Here is a 14,773-nt window from a genome sequence, read left to right as displayed (position 1 = left end):
CCCTCGCGTTCGGGCGCTACTGATCAGATTCGGTATCGGATCAGTCGTGAGCTGTTGCCCACCACCGCGACCGAGGATGCGTTGTGCAGGATCGCGGCGAGCACCGGAGACAGTGCTCCACCGGCGCTGACGACGAGGCCCAGTGCATTCACAGCGATCGACATTCCGTAGTTCTGCCGGATGACCGACACCGAATGTCGGCCGAGATCGCGAACGTCGAGCAACCGTGTCAGGTCGTCGCTGGCCAGAGCTACATCGGCCGTCTCGACGGCAACATCGGTGCCCGCCAAGCCCATTGCGATTCCGATATCCGCGACGGCGAGGGCGGGAGCGTCGTTGGTGCCGTCTCCGACCATGGCGACGACGTAGCCCTCTTCTTGTAGCTTTCGGACGGCTTCGAGTTTGTCGTCGGGCATCACCTCGGCTCGCCACTCGGCAATGCCCAGTTCGGCGGCTACGGCCGCAGCGGTCTCGGGGTGATCTCCGGTGAGCATGACGATGCGTTCCACACCGTCGGCGCGAAGGGCGTTCAGTACGTCCAGAGCATTCGACCGGACCTCGTCGCGCAGGCTGATCAACCCGACCAACACCCCGTCGACTGCGAGCAGCAATGGGGTCTCGGCCTGACGCTGAAGTCGCGAAACCCAGTCGGCTGCATACTCGGACACGTCGACGTTCTCACTGCGCAGCAGCGAAGGACTGCCCAGCAGCAAGGTCCGGCCGTCTGCGACGGTGCGCATGCCGAGACCGACGAGCACCTCGCATTCCTCGTGCGGAGGAATGACGATGTGGCGTTCCTCGGTGCTGCGAATCACGGCCTCGGCCAACGGATGTCGAGAATGGATTTCGGAACTGGCCGCGTACGCCAGTACCTGCTCCGGCTCCCAGTCGTCCTGAAAAGACACGACATTGGTGACGACGGGGCGCCCGACGGTGAGGGTTCCGGTCTTGTCGAACACGAAGGCATCGACTCTGCCTGCTTGTTCCAGATGCGATCCGCCCTTGATGAGAATGCCTCGGCGAGCACCGTTTCCGATAGCGGCACTGATGGCCGTCGGAGTCGACAACCCCACCGCGCACGGGCATGCGACGAGCAGCATGGTCATCGCTCGTCGGACATCGCGGGTGACAACGAGCGTGAGAGCCGACAGGATGAACGACGCGGGTACGAACCGACGTGAGAAGTTCTCTCCCACAGTCTGAATCGGGGCGCGGTCTTCCTGCGCTTCCTCGACACGGGAAATGATTCGACCGATCGTCGTATCGCGGCCCACCGCAGACGCGCGGATGACGATGCGGCCACGAACCACGACGGATCCAGCGTGGATGCGGTCGCCTGCAACGATCGATACCGGCAGTGTCTCACCGGTGATCGCCGACTGGTCGACCACCGCGTCCCCGTCGACGACGGTCCCGTCCACCGGAACGCCGACGTGATCGTGCACGACGACCTCGTCGCCGATCTCCAGCCGATCGACGTCCACGGAGATCTCGGAACCGTCGGGTAGCCGGATCCATGCGGTGTCCTGCGTGCCGGTCAGGAGATCGGAGATTGCCCGACGAGTGCGCTTGAGGGTCAGCTCCTGCAGGTATTCGCCGATGTTGAGCAGCCACAGCACGGTCAGGGCAACGACATTCTCGCGGAGTACGAGACTTGCCACAGTGGCAGCGCTGACGAGCGCGTCGGTGCCGGCGGACCGGTTTCCGGCCAGCGAGCGCAGCGCTCCCTTCAGGAACGGATAGCCGGTGAAGATGGTGGCTCCGGTGGCCACGACACGGCTGGTGGGGCCGAGGATGGGTGGCCGCCGGAAGGCGTAGCGACGGAAGCCGAGCAGGACCAGCGCGGCTCCGCCGATGGTCATGCGCAGGACGTCGCCGTTGTTGACGTCCGCAGACCGTGGGCTACGGACTGGTACGAGTCCCCAGTCGGTGGTGCGACCGGCGTTCACTGCGTCGAACAACTCGGCCCGGTCGATGCGGGTGCGGGAGTACCAGACCACAACCGATGCGGTGCGGGGATACGCGTGGACGGCCCGCACGCCGCGAATCTTGTCGACGTGGTCTTCGACGGCGACTGCGCGACCCGGACTGGACCGCAGCCAGTCGACGCGGAGCCGCATGCGGCCGGCTGCGTCGGACAGGATTTCGATGCCATCCGCGCGGTCGGGAACCGCATCGAGCGAGTGTTCGACGAGCGTCGTCATAACCGGCGTGCTGTCGCGGTCAGTGCGAGTGGCCGTGGCCGACTTCGGTGGCCGAGGGTGGCGGTACCTCTTCGCCGAGCCGGTCGCGTGCCTCCGCAACGACATCGGACACGGCCAAACGCGCTGATTCGGCGTGAATTTCGGCTTTTCGTGCGGCGCGGAGACCGAGTTCGGTTGCCGATACCGCAGCCTTGCGGACGGGAGCCTTGTCGTACAGCTTCTTGGCACCGTTGTATGCGGCGACGCCGACTGCGCCTGTTACGACCGTCGATACTGCCTTCGCGACGATGATCGGAAACGCCATGTTGTAGCTCCTCGAATTCGAACCTGACCCACTTATTGGGAATCGTATTCGTTTTGTTCGGCTGTGGCGACTTCCGGGGTCGCGGGAAGCATCATCGGATCGGCATTGTGGTGCGGAACGCTCTGGTCAGGTAGGGAAGGTCGATCGTCGTCGAGCCGTTCAGGCCCAGTTCGTCGAACAGTGCGGCGAGATCCTGGTCGATGGGGTTGCGCTCATCGGCGGTGGCAGTGATGTAGAAGCTGCGCGACCGAACCAGGTCGGTCAGCTGGGACCGAGTCACAGTCCGCGACCACGCCCACCGCTTTTCGTCGAGCTGATGGAACGGTTCTGCGATCGGCGGTGGACCGTCGTCGAACATGGTCAGGGCTCCACCACGCGAGACCACCGAGTTCAGTCGCCGAACCCACGGCTGCGATTCGTCGCGAAGGTTCCAGATCAGTCCCAGGGTGCCGCCAGGGCGAAGAATCCGGCCGATCTCGCGTGACGCGGCCACTGGCTCGACCCAGTGCCAGGCCTGTCCGAGCAGGACGGCATCCACGCTTCCGTCTTCCAACGGGAGGGACTCGGCAGTGCCGACGTGGGCGGAAACGCCGGGCACTGCGTCGCGCAGGGCGTCGAGCATGGCGGGATCAGGGTCGACGGCGACGGCATCGCACCCTGCAGCAACGATGATGCGGGTGAGCTTGCCGGTGCCGGCTCCGACGTCGGCGACAAGAGGACGCCTGCCGACCTCGAGAACGGGTTCCAACAGCCACTCGACCGCGGCTGACGGGTATTCGGGGCGAGCAGATTCGTACACGTCGGCGACGGTCCCGAACGACGTCGAGCTGTTATCTCGGCTAACCATATAGCCAGGTTACATCTCCTGCGTCAGTTCAGTTCGAGTTCGTAGTAGAGAGCCTTCGGTCCCTCGCCGCGGCCTTCGTGGCAGTCGAACCCACGCTTTTCGTATACGTGTCGCGCCGCCTCGTCGTCCTCTGAGGTATTGAGGTCCATGTAGGTGGCACCCCTGCCGCGCGCGTGTTCGATGACGCCATCGAGAAAGGTTGTGCCGTAGCCCTTCCCGCGAAGACCGGGCTGGATGTAGAACTCGGCCAGGTAGGCCTCGAGGTCTGCGCTCAGCGTACCGGTCCGGAAGCGCAGTACCGCAACACCGATAGCGGGGGTCCCGAACGTCAGCACGCTGGTGTCGCCCGACTTCACCAGAGTGTCGAGATGTGCTGCAAGCCAGTCGGGCTCGGGCACCGGGTAGTCGTACTCGCGATTGAAATCGATCAACAGCTGCGCAGCCTCGATGAATTCGGCGGCATCCTGGACGGCACGTGTACCGCTGACCGATGTCATCGACTTCTCCCCCGTCAGTGATCCGGTTGAACGAGATTCTTCGCATCGAGCAGACCGAGACCGGGATGCATCTCTCGTAGCGCTTTGATGGCGTGGACAGTTCTGCCGGATTCTGCGACCACCGCGTCGACATCCTCGGCGGGTACGGCCTCGGGCCCGATCTTCTCCGGAGACGTCCGGGACCGGCTCTCTCCGAACCAGATGAACGGACCGGCTACAGCCAGCACAACCAGCTTCGACCAGTTCCAGGCAGAAGGATCGGACACAAGGTCGCTGATGGTCATGAACGCGAGCGCAGCCAGCAACGCGGCAAGCCCGTATCGCTTCCAGGGGCGTTCTTCGGCCTTCATGCCTTTCATGCTGTCACCGCACCCCGGTATGGGCAACGGCTCAGCGTCGCAATTCGATACCGCCCGTCAACCGTCGTACACCTCCGTGGTGATGCAGAAGGGGTGTCCGGCAGGGTCGAGGAGAACGCGCCAACGGGGGTCAGGCTGGTCCGCCGCCTCGGTCGCTCCGCATTCGACTGCGTAGGAAACAGATCCCGCGAGGTCCCCTCCCGCGTTTAGGTCGAAGTGCACGATCGAAGTCGACGGCCACACGGGCGGAATGTATTTCGCTACTTTCTGCGCAACGATGTTCAGGCCTGCCTGCGTGCGTATGCCCGAGCTCGACGGGTTCTCCCACAACAGCTCTCCACCGAGTAGGGCGAGGTAGAAGCGAGCCAGCTCCGCCGGCTCGGCGCAGTCGATGGACGTCCCCGCTACAGCGAGGTGTTTTCGCGGCATGTCTGGAGACTACGGGCGGCGGTGCGCTCAGTGTCCACGATTCTGCTCGAGAATCTGGAAAGCGCATCGGAGCACAAATGTTGGACACCCACCGCACCACCCACTTCTGCCTTGACCTCGAGTGCACTCGAGGTTGCAAGGTGGGGTCATGCAGAGGACTTACGACGAGTTGCCGCAACTCATGACATTGATGACGGGCGACGAAAAGCACAGCACCAGTGCCACTTCGACGCTGGATGTGTTGTGGGTGCTGTACTCCGACATAGTGCGGCTCGATCCTACGAATCCCGATGACCCGAATCGTGATCGGTTCTATCTGTCCAAGGGGCATGGCCCGATGGCGTACTACGCCGTGCTCGCGGCACGTGGATTCTTGACGCCCACCGAGCTCGCGTCGTTCGGCAGCTACCACTCTCCGCTGGGTAATCATCCGGACCGCACGCTCATTCGCGGGGTCGACATCGGATCCGGATCGCTCGGTCATGGTCTGGCGCTGGCCGCTGGAACTGCTGTCGCGCTGCGGATTCAGAAGCGCATTGCCCGAGTCTTCGTACTGATCGGCGACGCGGAACTCGACGAGGGCAGCAATATGGAGGCCATCCAATTCGCTGCGCGGTCCGAGTTGGGCAACCTGACCGCCGTGGTGATCGACAACGATTCTGCCGGTCTGGGTTGGCCCGGAGGTATCGCCTCGCGGTTCGCTGTCGAGGGGTGGCTCACCTCTGACGTCGACGGTCGAGACCACAGTGCTCTTCGCCAGGCGTTTCGCGCCGATCACGCAGGCCGTCCGCACGTGGTGGTCGCTCACGTCGAAAAGAAGGAGAGCTGATGAGTGCATCGCTGGATCAACGCGAGTACTTCTACAGTCTGGTACCCCAATTGTTGGCGCATAACGAGCGAACAGCGTTGGTGCTGGCGGAGATCGGAGCCGGGTATCTCGAACCGCACCTCACCCCTGATATTCGATCGCGGGTCATCAACGTCGGGATTCGAGAGCAGGCGATGATCGGTGTCGCCGGTGGTCTGGCCCTGGCCGGAATGCGGCCGATCGTGCATACCTTCCCGCCGTTTCTGATCGAGCGACCCTTCGAGCAGGTGAAGCTCGATCTGGGGCACCAGGGCGTCGGTGCCATCCTGGTGAGCTCGGGCGGGTCCTACGGATGGCCGCAGGGCGGCGAGACACATTTCGGTCAGCGAGATGTCGCACTCCTCGACACGCTGGGCGAGTGGACGGTCCACGTCCCCGGTCACGTAGACGAGGTCGAGTGGATGCTGCACAGCGCGGCGGCCACCGACGATCGCGTGTACATCAGGCTCGACGGGGTGTGCAACGATCGCCCTTACGGACGGTCCGACGGGATGTTCACCGTTCTGCAGCAGGGCAATTCGGGAACCGTCATCTCCGTCGGGCCCATGACCGATCGGGTGCAGAACGCGGCCGAAGGCCGCGACCTGACGGTGCTGCATGCGTCGACGATCAGGCCCTTCGACAGTGCCACTCTACGAGAGAGGCTGACGGCGCCGGACATCATGATCGTCGAGCCGTATCTCGCGGGAACGTCTGTGCTGCAGGTCGATCGAGCCTTGGCCGATGTGCGTCATCGGGTGTCGGGAATCGGGGTGGAGCCCGGAGAGCGTCGCAAGTACGGCACAGTGGCCGAACACGATCGGGCCAACGGCCTGGACGTCGAAGGGCTGTCCCGATCGATGGACGACTTCTTCGGCTGATCAGCCCTGGCGTCGTTCGTATCTGCTCTTGGCAACGTTGTAGGCGGAGTCCAGTAGTTCCCGAACGTGTGTCTCGGTCTGCGCCGACGGGTTGACCACCGAAAGCCAACCGGCGGTGCCGTACTGAGGGTGGGCGGCGATGACGTCGTCGCTGTCGGCCTGGGGTGCGTGGGCCGCTTCGCGGGGCGGCATTCCCAGAATCCTCTCGAAATCCTGCTTTCCTGCAACGATATTGACGCGGAACGCGCCTGGCCTGTTCAGTTGGGACAATTCGTCACCCGGATAGTTCTTGGTCACGATGGTTGCGAACGGCTGCGTCGTCGGGATCGTCCCGTCGGGTGAGTAGTAGAAGAACGCATCGCCCCAAGCAAGTTCGGGAGTTCCATCACCCTCTCGTGGGCGCTGCGTCACGGTGCCCTCGAAGCTGGCGACCACGTTCACGATGTCGTCGAGTGTCATTCATCGATCGTCACATGTTCGGCAGCTTCTGCCCAGAGTTCAGCCCACTTTGTAGGTTCCCGTACCGGTTGCGACGAGGCGGCCGGATTCGGTCCCGACGATGTCGACTCGACATGTCTTCAGGCTCCGGCCCGCGTGCATCCGGGTCCCGACGATGTCGACACCCTCGGCGTAGACCGGCTCCATGAACTGCACAGACATGGAGACCGTGACGCCCCGAAGCTTCTCGGGCACTGCGGATCCGGCCCATGCGGCGGTCATGATCCCGATATCGATGCAGCCGGCTATCACGCCGCCGTGCAGCATCTGGCCGACGGTGGACAGCTCATCGCGGTATGGCAGCCGCAGCCGAGCTGTGCCCTCGTCGATGTCGACCAGCTCGATGCCCAGTTGCTGCACGAACGGTGACTGCGGGAGAAACATGGCCATCGCCGCGCTGCCGCTGTCCGGTGCCTGTACGTCGTTGGTTGTCATCACTACCCCTCTATCGTAATTGGATTCCGATATCGGAATCAGAGTACGATAAAGTTATGGTCTTGGATACCCCCACCGACAAGCGGAAGCGTCGAACCCACAACGCTGTGCTCGACGCCGGTCAGACGCTCTTCCTTCGGCACGGCTATCGCGGAACGACGATCGAGATGCTCACTGCAGCAGCAGATGTGGCAGTGAGTTCGATCTACGCCAACTTCGGCGCAGGCAAGGTCGACGTCTATGCGGCACTGGCGTGGCGAACTGCGCTCACTCACGTCGAGCAGATGTCTGCACCCATCGACGCGGTCGACCCCGTCCGTGTGGTTGCCGAGTTCCTCGACCGATACATCGCGTTCCACCGCGAGAATCCACTGGCGCTGCGACTGCTGGCGCTGACGGATGTGGACAAGTCCGAGTCCGTATCGGTCGGTGAGGCGAAGAACAGGATCGACACTGCACTCGGAGAACTCATCGATTCGGTGACGCGAGCGGTGGAGAACGCCGGTACCGACGTCGTCCCCCGTGCACTGGTTCTGAATGCCTGGGCGGCGATGAACGGCGCCGTGTCACTGCGACAGCGACGCATCGTCGATCAACCGATGCTCGACGCGATGCTCGCGATCACGCGGGCCGATATGCTCCGTCACCTGACAGGCGCGTCCAACGAAAACCGGTGATCGTCCGCTCTTGTGCAGAGTCAGGTTCTCGCGGTGGAGACCGCGCGTCGGATGATCTGTTCGATTCCGTGGATGTCGTCGGAATCTCTTGGTGCATAGAGGAAGACGTAGGTCTCGGGTAGTCCGAGGATCGGGCGTCCGGCCAAGGGGTGCAGTTCACCCCACCCGGCGGAGATGACGGTCTGGGCGTCGTCCGGCTGCATCACCACGTGCATCGAGCCTTCGCTCTCGTGTACGTGCAGAACTTCGCCCTTCGTTCGCGATATCCACGGCGCGGCAGCGTTGATGTCCGAGACGTACAGCGCGTCGCCTCGTCGCTCGAATCGACTGCGCTCCATGTGAAACGGCGATTCCGATCCGGCGTATTCGTTGACGGCGGCAGTCAGACGCTCGATCGAAGCAGGGGTACCTCGATCGGTGAGTTGGCGATGAGGAATGGGGTGCGGCGCGATCGCCGGCCGAGTCCCGGGGCGCTGTTCGAGATACCAGTGCAGCCCAGGACTCGATGTGCCGGCGACCGTCAGTGGATCGCGTCGAGCAAGTGGCCTCAGGGCAGTGGTGATCAGCCAGCCGCCCACGTTCGCGGGAAGTCCGCCCGGCCCCAGTCCCATCCACGCGGCGTAGTCGTTCTTGACGTTCTGCACAGTCCCCCCCAGGTCACGTCGCTCAGAGACAACGTAGCCCGGAGGGGCCTGTCGTGGGTAGCTCTCTCAGGCCGGGCAGCTCACGGTGTAGGTCCAGACGGTGCCGACCGGTCCCGTGACGCGCACCAGAACATTGGTTGCGGCGCCGGGCGGAACTGCCACCACCACCGAGCCGACGCCGGTGCTGCCGCCGACATAGCCGGTGTTGTGGATCAGCGCGCCCTGGTAGAACACCTCGATCTGATCGGGAACGTTGACGGTGTCGTAGCTGAGGACGAACGACGTCGGTCCGGTTCGACCCAACTCGTGCAGGGTCTCCGTCACGCCCTCTTCACCCGACAATGTCGAGGCGTTGCATTGCTGGGTTGCGATACCTCCGTTCGCCGAACCTGTGTCGATGCCGAGAATGCCGCCGGCGATGGCACTTCCGCTGCCGAGAATGCGTGCGCCGTTGTCGATGATGTTCCCGCCGTCGAGAATCGCGCTACCACTGTCGACGATGGCGCTGCCACTGTCGACGATCGGGCCGAGTTCGGGCTGGGCGAGGGCCGACGCGGGCGCGGCCAGTGTGAACGCCGCGGCGGCGAGGGCCACCGCCACCGAACGGCGCGCCAGGTTCTTACGAGTTCCACTCTTGCTCGACACAATTCCTCCACCGAAAGTACGTGACGGGCTGTCCGTCTCAGCGATGCTGACACAACGGAACCGCGTCGAGTATCCCTTGTTCGGATGATCCTTCTGTCTCAAATACTCTGTGCCCCAAAGAGTTGTGTCGTTCAGTCGACTGAAGCGCGGCCCTGACCCCGACCACATGTACATCTCGAGATGTACGAGGAGATACTCACGTCGACCGATGTGGCGCGGCCCGCTGGTTCGTAACGTTGTTCAGGTCAACGACACAGCGATACCGGAGGAACCGTCATGCACGCCGCAACACTTCTGTCTCAGCAATCGTCCACCACCGAGCAGGTACTGGGATGGGGGTTGGGAACCATCGTTCTGGTGGCGGTGCTCGGCGCGGTCGTACTCTTCGTTGCCGCGCTGTTCAGCATCCTCGGCTCGCCCAACTACACCGTCGCCGGCCGGGCAGTGTGGATCTTCGTCGTACTGGCGTTCCCGTTCCTCGGTCCCCTGGTCTGGTTCGTCTGGGGTCGGAAGTCGACGTTCGCCGTCGATGCCTCGAACGGTCTCAGATGATCGATCCGATCGTGCGCGCCGCGTCGGCGAACTCGCCGGGGTTGGGGCCCGCGTAGTTGAGTCGAAGGTATTTCCCGGTGGGTTCGGCGGGAAAGTAGTCGTCGCCGGCCCCGACGATCACACCCGCCGACTTGCATTCCTGCACAATACGTTCCAGATCGGAGTCGTCGCGCAGGCGCATCCAGAGATTGAGTCCACCGCGCGGCACCGCGTCGAGATGGCCTCGGGGTGCGAACTCGATGAGGCTGTTCGCCAACAAGTCTCGACGTGAAGCCAACTGTGTTCTCAACCGCCGAAGGTGGGTTCGCCAGGCAGGCTGCGCCACCACATCGAGCGCGACGGACTGCAGAATCCCGCTGACATACATCGATTCGGCCCCCGTATCGGCGAGGATGCGCTCGTGTGCGGGCCCGCGAGCGATCAGGCCTGCCAGTCGAACCGAGGGTGACACCGTCTTGGTGAGTGAGCGAAGGTAGACGACATGCCCGGCGTCGTCTCGTGCGGCCAGCGGACTCGGCTCCGAGGTGATGCCGAAATCGTGGGCCGAGTCGTCCTCGATCAGAAACGCGCCGTGGCGTCGAACAGTGGCGAGGATCTGTTCGGACAATGCAGGCGACCACTGTGCACCGGTGGGGCTGGCGAACGTGGGTTGGGCATAGAACGCCCGAGCGCCGGTGTGCGCGAATGCCCGAGCGAGCGCGTCGGGGTCCGGACCGTCGACGCCGCTGGGTATCGGTACGACGCGGACACCTGCCTGCGTGGCAGCAAGGATCGCGCCCCAGTACGTCGGGGACTCCATGAGCAACGGCCGCCCAGCGCCGACGAGGGCCCGAAATGCCGTGCTGAGTCCGGTCTGGCTGCCGGGGATGATGACGACGTCACTGGCCGACGGTGGCGTGATGCCCAACGGTGTCGACGCCCCCAACTCGGCGGCGAACCATGCCCGCAGTTCCGGTAGACCCGCGGTGGGCGGTCGGGCGATCACCGCGTCGGTGCGGGAGGCGCGGGTGAATGCCGCGTGAACGAGCCGCTCCGGCAACAACTCTCGAGCAGGATAGCCAGAATGCAGAGCGATCACATCGCTGGAGGTCGACTGCAGAGCCGCCGGCAGTTGCAGTCGATTGTCCGGCGCTCCCAGAGCTGCAGTCTGCCATCCGTAATCGTTGGGGCGGGCCGTGCGCACCGTCTTGACGAATGTGCCGACGCCAGGCCGGCTTTCGATGACGCCTTGTGCGATGAGCGTGCGGAGGGCCTTCTGAACCGTGACCGGGCTTGCCGAATGTTCGGCGACCAAGGCGCGGGTGGACGGCAGCCGGGCTTCCGGTGGCGCAGTCGCAATCCATATTCTCAGTGCAGACACGATCCGGGAACTGCTATCGTCGGACATGGCACAGCATAGTAGCGCTACTCGGTCTGGGACGGGTCTGCTATCCCGCGCCGGACTGCTCTGGGGCCTGGCAGGCGTCACAGCGTTCTCGTTCACGGTGCCGCTGACCCGCGTCGCCGTCACCGGGGGCCTGTCCCCGCTCTTCGTCGGCTGCGGTCGCGCTGTGGTCGCCGCCGCATTGGCCGCGGTGGCGCTCGCCGCTACTGGGCAACGGCTCCCTCAGGGGTGGCAGTGGATGCGGCTCGCGGTGATCGCAGCCGGTGTGGTCATCGGCTTCCCGGTGCTCACCTCGTACGCCCTTACCACTGCATCGGCGGGACACAGCGCCGTCGTCATCGCATTGCTGCCGGCCGCCACCGCCGCAACCGCGATCATCCACGAACGGCAACCGGTCCGGCCGATGTTCTGGGTGGTCGCAGGCATGGGGGCCGCCGTCGCGGTCGGGTTCGCTGCCGTGCAGGGCGGGCAGTCGACGGGTGTGCAGTGGTCGGATCTGTTGCTGCTCGGAGCAGTGGTCGCCGCAGCGGTGGGATATGCCGAGGGCGGCCTGTTGTCCCGCGAACTCGGCGCGTGGCAGACGGTGTCGTGGGCGCTGGTCGTGTCCGTACCGGTCACCGGCGCATCGGCCGCGTTCGCGTGGTGGCAGCAACCCTCGACAGCAGGGGCATCCGAGTGGGCCGCCTTCGGGTACCTGGCGGTAGTGAGCATGTACCTCGGGTTCTTCGCCTGGTACCGGGGACTGGCGATCGGCCCCATGTCCAGCGTCAGCCAGGTCCAGTTGATCCAACCTGTGCTCACCATCTGCTGGGCCGCGATCATCCTGCGTGAAGGCTTGACGTGGCCGGTGCTCGTGGGTGGAGCGGCGGTCATCGTGTGTGCAACAGTGGCGGTCCGGACCCGGATGTCGCCGACCGTTCGGCAGGAGGAGTTTTCGAGATGACGAAATCGATCGATCAGGCGCGCAAGCTCGGACAAGTGCGCTACGACATTCGTGGACGCATTCTGGACAAGACCGAAGAACTCGAGGAGCAGGGCCACACGATCCTGCGACTCAACGTCGGTAATCCTGCCCCGTTCGGTTTCGAGGCACCGGACGAGATCATGATGGCGATGATCCGCAACCTTCCTACCGCACAGGGCTATTCGGATTCCCGGGGCCTGTTCTCCGCCCGCACCGCGGTGGTCCAGTACTACCAGACCAAAGGCCTGACCGATCTCGACGTCGGCGACGTCTACCTCGGCAACGGGGTATCGGAATTGATCACCATGACGATGCAGGCGCTGTGCAACCCTGAAGACGAAATCCTGATCCCGTCGCCCGACTATCCGCTGTGGACCGGTTCGGTGGCCCTTGCTGGCGGCGTACCCGTCCACTATCTGGCCGACGAAAGCCAGGACTGGGCTCCGGACTTCGAGGACCTCGAAGCCAAGATCACCCCCCGTACCCGCGCGATCGTGGTCATCAACCCGAACAATCCGACCGGCGCCGTGTACTCACGGGAGGTACTGCAGCGATTCGTCGACCTGGCGCGGGAGCACGATCTGATTCTCCTCGCCGACGAGATCTACGAGAAGGTCGTCTACGACGGGTCGGTGATGACGAACCTCGCCACTCTGACCGGGAAAGACATTCTGTGCCTGACTTATTCGGGTCTGTCGAAGGCGTACCGGGTGTGCGGATTTCGTGCCGGATGGCTGGCGATCACCGGCCCGCGTCGACGCGCGGCGAGTTTCATCGAGGGCATCACGCTGCTGTCCAACATGCGCATGTGCGCGAATGTGCCGGCGCAACATGCAATACAGACAGCGCTCGGCGGTAGGCAGTCGATCGAGGATCTGCTGCTTCCGGCGGGCAGGCTGACCGCGCAGCGTGACCTGGCGCATCGCATGCTCAACTCGATCGACGGAATCAGCTGTGTCCAGGCCGCGGGTGCGCTGTACATGTTCCCGAAACTCGACACCGACCGATTCGGGATCGTCGACGACGAGAAATTCGTACTCGACCTCCTCGAATCCGAGAAGATCCTCGTCAGCCACGGCCGCGCCTTCAATTGGGATGTGCCCGATCACTTCCGACTGGTGACCCTGCCCAACGTGGACGATCTCGCAACGGCGCTCGAGCGGCTGGGCAACTTCATGAGCTCGTACCGGCAGTGAAGATCGACCGTGGACCGGTGTGCGTACAGGAAGCCGCACACCGGCCCTCACACTCGGGTGAGTTGGACGGTGAGAAAACCGTCACCGAGTTGCACCACCGGTGTAGTCGGTCGAAACGTGCCAGGTGATGAGGTGGTTCTACCGAGGAAAGGACCACTGCCATGCCCGATCTCTTCAGTCCGTTCACGCTCAAAGGCGTCACGCTTCGAAACCGCATCGCCATGTCGCCGATGACGATGTACCGCGCCGTCGACGGGAAGATGAACGACTTCCACCTCATGTACCTCGGTGCGCGTGCGGCAGGCGGCTTCGGGATGGTGTTCCCGGAGCAGGTTGCGATCACGCCCGACGGACGCACCACTCCCGGATGCGCCGGGATCTACGACGACGATCAGATCGAGGGTCACGCTCGCGTGACGGCGATGATCAAGCAGATGGGCTCGGTCCCCGCGATTCAACTGGGACACACCGGACGCAAGGGCAGTGAAGTGCCACCGTGGCAGGGCGGACACCAGCTTCCGGCAGACCATCCCGACGGATGGGAGTGCGTTGCGCCGTCGGCGATTCCCTACGGCGGCGACCACTCGTTCCCCGTCCACGAACTCACCGTGCCCGAGATCAAGGCGATCCATCAGAGCTACGCCGACGCAGCTGTTCGTGCTGCGGAAGCCGGATACGAGTGGCTCGAAATGCACTACGCCCATGGTTATCTCGGTGCCAGCTTCTTCTCCCCGCTGGCGAACCAGCGCACCGACCAGTACGGCGGGAGCCTGGAGAACCGGGCCCGGTTCCACCTCGAGGCACTCGACGCGGTGCGTGAGGTGTGGCCCGAGAAGTACCCGCTCACCATGCGATTGGGCTCGGACGACCATCACCCCGACGGAGTTCAGTTCGACGAATCCATGATCGCCATCGGATGGATGAAGGAACACGGGCTCGACATGGCGGATGTCAGCCTCGGCTTCAACACCGACGACATGGTGGACCCACCGTTCGGCGACATGGGGTTCATGGTCGAGCGCGCCGCGCGGGTCAAGCGTGAGCTGGATATCCCGGTGACGTGCAGCTGGAATCTGGGCGTTCCGGAGAATGCGGACGCTGTGATCCGCGACGGCAAGATCGATGTGGTGTTGCTCGGTCGTCCGGCGCTGGCCAACCCGCACTGGCCGGTGTGGGCTGCACGCGAGCTCGGCCATGGTGACCCGTTCTCGCTGGTGCCCGAGGACTGGAGCTGGTGGTTGAAGAATTTCCGAGGACATGACCCGAGCATCGGATTGCCGCCTGCGAAGGTCGTCGAGGTCGAGCAGGAGCGCAAGATCGCGTAGCCACCGACAAGGAGGGGCCGGACGGCGATCACAGACCACCTGCGGACGGTAGGGTTCCAAGGGCTCGCATCATGAGGAGCCCAGT

Annotated in this window: 18 protein-coding genes; 7 read left to right on the top strand and 11 right to left on the bottom strand. The window is 64.0% G+C overall.

Annotated elements, in window-relative coordinates:
- Positions 1-23 precede the first annotated feature (23 nt).
- From CH291_RS09335 to CH291_RS09310, 6 genes are all read right to left on the bottom strand, one after another.
- Complete coding sequence (locus CH291_RS09335; protein ID WP_068049252.1) at positions 24-2,204, bottom strand: heavy metal translocating P-type ATPase; 2,181 nt, start codon at positions 2,202-2,204, stop codon at positions 24-26.
- A 19-nt stretch (positions 2,205-2,223) separates the two neighbouring features.
- Positions 2,224-2,508, bottom strand: a complete 285-nt coding sequence (locus CH291_RS09330; protein WP_068049254.1) for a DUF1490 family protein — start codon at positions 2,506-2,508, stop codon at positions 2,224-2,226.
- A 91-nt stretch (positions 2,509-2,599) separates the two neighbouring features.
- On the bottom strand, positions 2,600-3,355 hold the full coding sequence (locus CH291_RS09325; RefSeq protein ID WP_094687288.1) for a class I SAM-dependent methyltransferase: 756 nt from the start codon (positions 3,353-3,355) through the stop codon (positions 2,600-2,602).
- Positions 3,356-3,378: 23 nt separating this feature from the next.
- Entirely contained in the window at positions 3,379-3,852 is a 474-nt protein-coding gene (locus CH291_RS09320) for a GNAT family N-acetyltransferase (protein WP_094687287.1), read from the bottom strand.
- A 14-nt stretch (positions 3,853-3,866) separates the two neighbouring features.
- A complete protein-coding gene (locus CH291_RS09315; RefSeq protein WP_218829020.1) occupies positions 3,867-4,211 on the bottom strand; it encodes a hypothetical protein in 345 nt (114 codons plus the stop codon).
- 57 nt (positions 4,212-4,268) lie between these two features.
- Positions 4,269-4,640, bottom strand: a complete 372-nt coding sequence (locus CH291_RS09310; RefSeq protein WP_094638349.1) for a VOC family protein — start codon at positions 4,638-4,640, stop codon at positions 4,269-4,271.
- A 148-nt stretch (positions 4,641-4,788) separates the two neighbouring features.
- Between CH291_RS09310 and CH291_RS09305 the strand changes: the two genes are divergently transcribed.
- Together CH291_RS09305 and CH291_RS09300 are read left to right on the top strand one after the other, a co-directional pair.
- The gene (locus CH291_RS09305; RefSeq protein WP_094638348.1) at positions 4,789-5,469 is read left to right on the top strand and encodes a thiamine pyrophosphate-dependent enzyme; all 681 of its coding nucleotides are present in this window, start codon (positions 4,789-4,791) and stop codon (positions 5,467-5,469) included.
- Positions 5,469-6,368, top strand: coding sequence for a transketolase family protein (locus tag CH291_RS09300; RefSeq protein ID WP_094638347.1), 900 nt, complete (start codon positions 5,469-5,471; stop codon positions 6,366-6,368). The genes CH291_RS09305 and CH291_RS09300 overlap by 1 nt, the downstream gene beginning before the upstream one ends.
- Here CH291_RS09300 and CH291_RS09295 read toward each other — a convergent pair whose 3' ends face one another.
- Complete coding sequence (locus CH291_RS09295) at positions 6,369-6,827, bottom strand: DUF6194 family protein (protein ID WP_094668975.1); 459 nt, start codon at positions 6,825-6,827, stop codon at positions 6,369-6,371.
- Positions 6,828-6,866: 39 nt separating this feature from the next.
- Positions 6,867-7,301 carry a PaaI family thioesterase gene (locus tag CH291_RS09290; protein ID WP_068049268.1) on the bottom strand — a complete coding sequence of 145 codons (435 nt, stop codon included), beginning with the start codon at positions 7,299-7,301 and terminating at the stop codon, positions 6,867-6,869.
- Between the two features lie 56 nt (positions 7,302-7,357).
- Here CH291_RS09290 and CH291_RS09285 point away from each other — a divergent pair, with 56 nt between their 5' ends.
- Positions 7,358-7,978 (top strand): TetR/AcrR family transcriptional regulator, encoded by a 621-nt coding sequence (locus CH291_RS09285; RefSeq protein ID WP_094687285.1) that lies wholly within the window; start codon positions 7,358-7,360, stop codon positions 7,976-7,978.
- Positions 7,979-7,998: 20 nt separating this feature from the next.
- Here the strand turns inward: CH291_RS09285 and CH291_RS09280 are convergent, their stop codons facing one another.
- Entirely contained in the window at positions 7,999-8,622 is a 624-nt protein-coding gene (locus CH291_RS09280) for a luciferase domain-containing protein (protein WP_094687284.1), read from the bottom strand.
- Between the two features lie 66 nt (positions 8,623-8,688).
- Positions 8,689-9,267 carry a hypothetical protein gene (locus tag CH291_RS09275; protein WP_256980783.1) on the bottom strand — a complete coding sequence of 193 codons (579 nt, stop codon included), beginning with the start codon at positions 9,265-9,267 and terminating at the stop codon, positions 8,689-8,691.
- Between the two features lie 276 nt (positions 9,268-9,543).
- Here CH291_RS09275 and CH291_RS09270 point away from each other — a divergent pair, with 276 nt between their 5' ends.
- Entirely contained in the window at positions 9,544-9,819 is a 276-nt protein-coding gene (locus CH291_RS09270; protein ID WP_094687283.1) for a PLD nuclease N-terminal domain-containing protein, read from the top strand.
- Here the strand turns inward: CH291_RS09270 and CH291_RS09265 are convergent.
- A complete protein-coding gene (locus tag CH291_RS09265; protein WP_094687282.1) occupies positions 9,812-11,206 on the bottom strand; it encodes an aminotransferase-like domain-containing protein in 1,395 nt (464 codons plus the stop codon). The genes CH291_RS09270 and CH291_RS09265 overlap by 8 nt on opposite strands.
- Here CH291_RS09265 and CH291_RS09260 point away from each other — a divergent pair.
- The 3 genes from CH291_RS09260 (at position 11,205) to CH291_RS09250 (ending at position 14,688) form a co-directional block, all read left to right on the top strand.
- A complete protein-coding gene (locus CH291_RS09260; RefSeq protein ID WP_094687281.1) occupies positions 11,205-12,146 on the top strand; it encodes a DMT family transporter in 942 nt (313 codons plus the stop codon). The genes CH291_RS09265 and CH291_RS09260 overlap by 2 nt on opposite strands.
- Positions 12,143-13,363: a pyridoxal phosphate-dependent aminotransferase gene (locus tag CH291_RS09255; RefSeq protein WP_094687280.1), complete on the top strand. Its 1,221-nt coding sequence runs from the start codon at positions 12,143-12,145 to the stop codon at positions 13,361-13,363. The genes CH291_RS09260 and CH291_RS09255 overlap by 4 nt, the downstream gene beginning before the upstream one ends.
- Positions 13,364-13,524: 161 nt before the next feature.
- Complete coding sequence (locus tag CH291_RS09250) at positions 13,525-14,688, top strand: NADH:flavin oxidoreductase/NADH oxidase (RefSeq protein ID WP_094687279.1); 1,164 nt, start codon at positions 13,525-13,527, stop codon at positions 14,686-14,688.
- The last annotated feature ends 85 nt before the right edge of the window (positions 14,689-14,773 follow it).

The organism is Rhodococcus sp. 14-1411-2a, from assembly GCF_002259485.1.
Lineage (GTDB): Bacteria > Actinomycetota > Actinomycetes > Mycobacteriales > Mycobacteriaceae > Rhodococcoides.
Note: the sequence above shows the minus strand (reverse complement) of the source record. Positions and strands in the feature narration are given on the sequence as shown.

Bases quoted from the DNA above. Each gene is read 5' to 3' on its own strand.
- CH291_RS09250 (WP_094687279.1), top strand. From the start codon at position 13,525: ATGCCCGATCTCTTCAGTCCGTTCACGCTCAAAGGCGTCACGCTTCGA.
- CH291_RS09260 (WP_094687281.1), top strand. From the start codon at position 11,205: ATGGCACAGCATAGTAGCGCTACTCGGTCTGGGACGGGTCTGCTATCC.
- CH291_RS09295 (WP_094668975.1), bottom strand. From the start codon at position 6,827: ATGACACTCGACGACATCGTGAACGTGGTCGCCAGCTTCGAGGGCACC.
- CH291_RS09285 (WP_094687285.1), top strand. From the start codon at position 7,358: ATGGTCTTGGATACCCCCACCGACAAGCGGAAGCGTCGAACCCACAAC.
- CH291_RS09320 (WP_094687287.1), bottom strand. From the start codon at position 3,852: ATGACATCGGTCAGCGGTACACGTGCCGTCCAGGATGCCGCCGAATTC.
- CH291_RS09325 (WP_094687288.1), bottom strand. From the start codon at position 3,355: ATGGTTAGCCGAGATAACAGCTCGACGTCGTTCGGGACCGTCGCCGAC.
- CH291_RS09335 (WP_068049252.1), bottom strand. From the start codon at position 2,204: ATGACGACGCTCGTCGAACACTCGCTCGATGCGGTTCCCGACCGCGCG.
- CH291_RS09290 (WP_068049268.1), bottom strand. From the start codon at position 7,301: ATGACAACCAACGACGTACAGGCACCGGACAGCGGCAGCGCGGCGATG.
- CH291_RS09265 (WP_094687282.1), bottom strand. From the start codon at position 11,206: ATGTCCGACGATAGCAGTTCCCGGATCGTGTCTGCACTGAGAATATGG.
- CH291_RS09300 (WP_094638347.1), top strand. From the start codon at position 5,469: ATGAGTGCATCGCTGGATCAACGCGAGTACTTCTACAGTCTGGTACCC.
- CH291_RS09330 (WP_068049254.1), bottom strand. From the start codon at position 2,508: ATGGCGTTTCCGATCATCGTCGCGAAGGCAGTATCGACGGTCGTAACA.
- CH291_RS09315 (WP_218829020.1), bottom strand. From the start codon at position 4,211: ATGAAAGGCATGAAGGCCGAAGAACGCCCCTGGAAGCGATACGGGCTT.
- CH291_RS09305 (WP_094638348.1), top strand. From the start codon at position 4,789: ATGCAGAGGACTTACGACGAGTTGCCGCAACTCATGACATTGATGACG.
- CH291_RS09310 (WP_094638349.1), bottom strand. From the start codon at position 4,640: ATGCCGCGAAAACACCTCGCTGTAGCGGGGACGTCCATCGACTGCGCC.
- CH291_RS09255 (WP_094687280.1), top strand. From the start codon at position 12,143: ATGACGAAATCGATCGATCAGGCGCGCAAGCTCGGACAAGTGCGCTAC.
- CH291_RS09270 (WP_094687283.1), top strand. From the start codon at position 9,544: ATGCACGCCGCAACACTTCTGTCTCAGCAATCGTCCACCACCGAGCAG.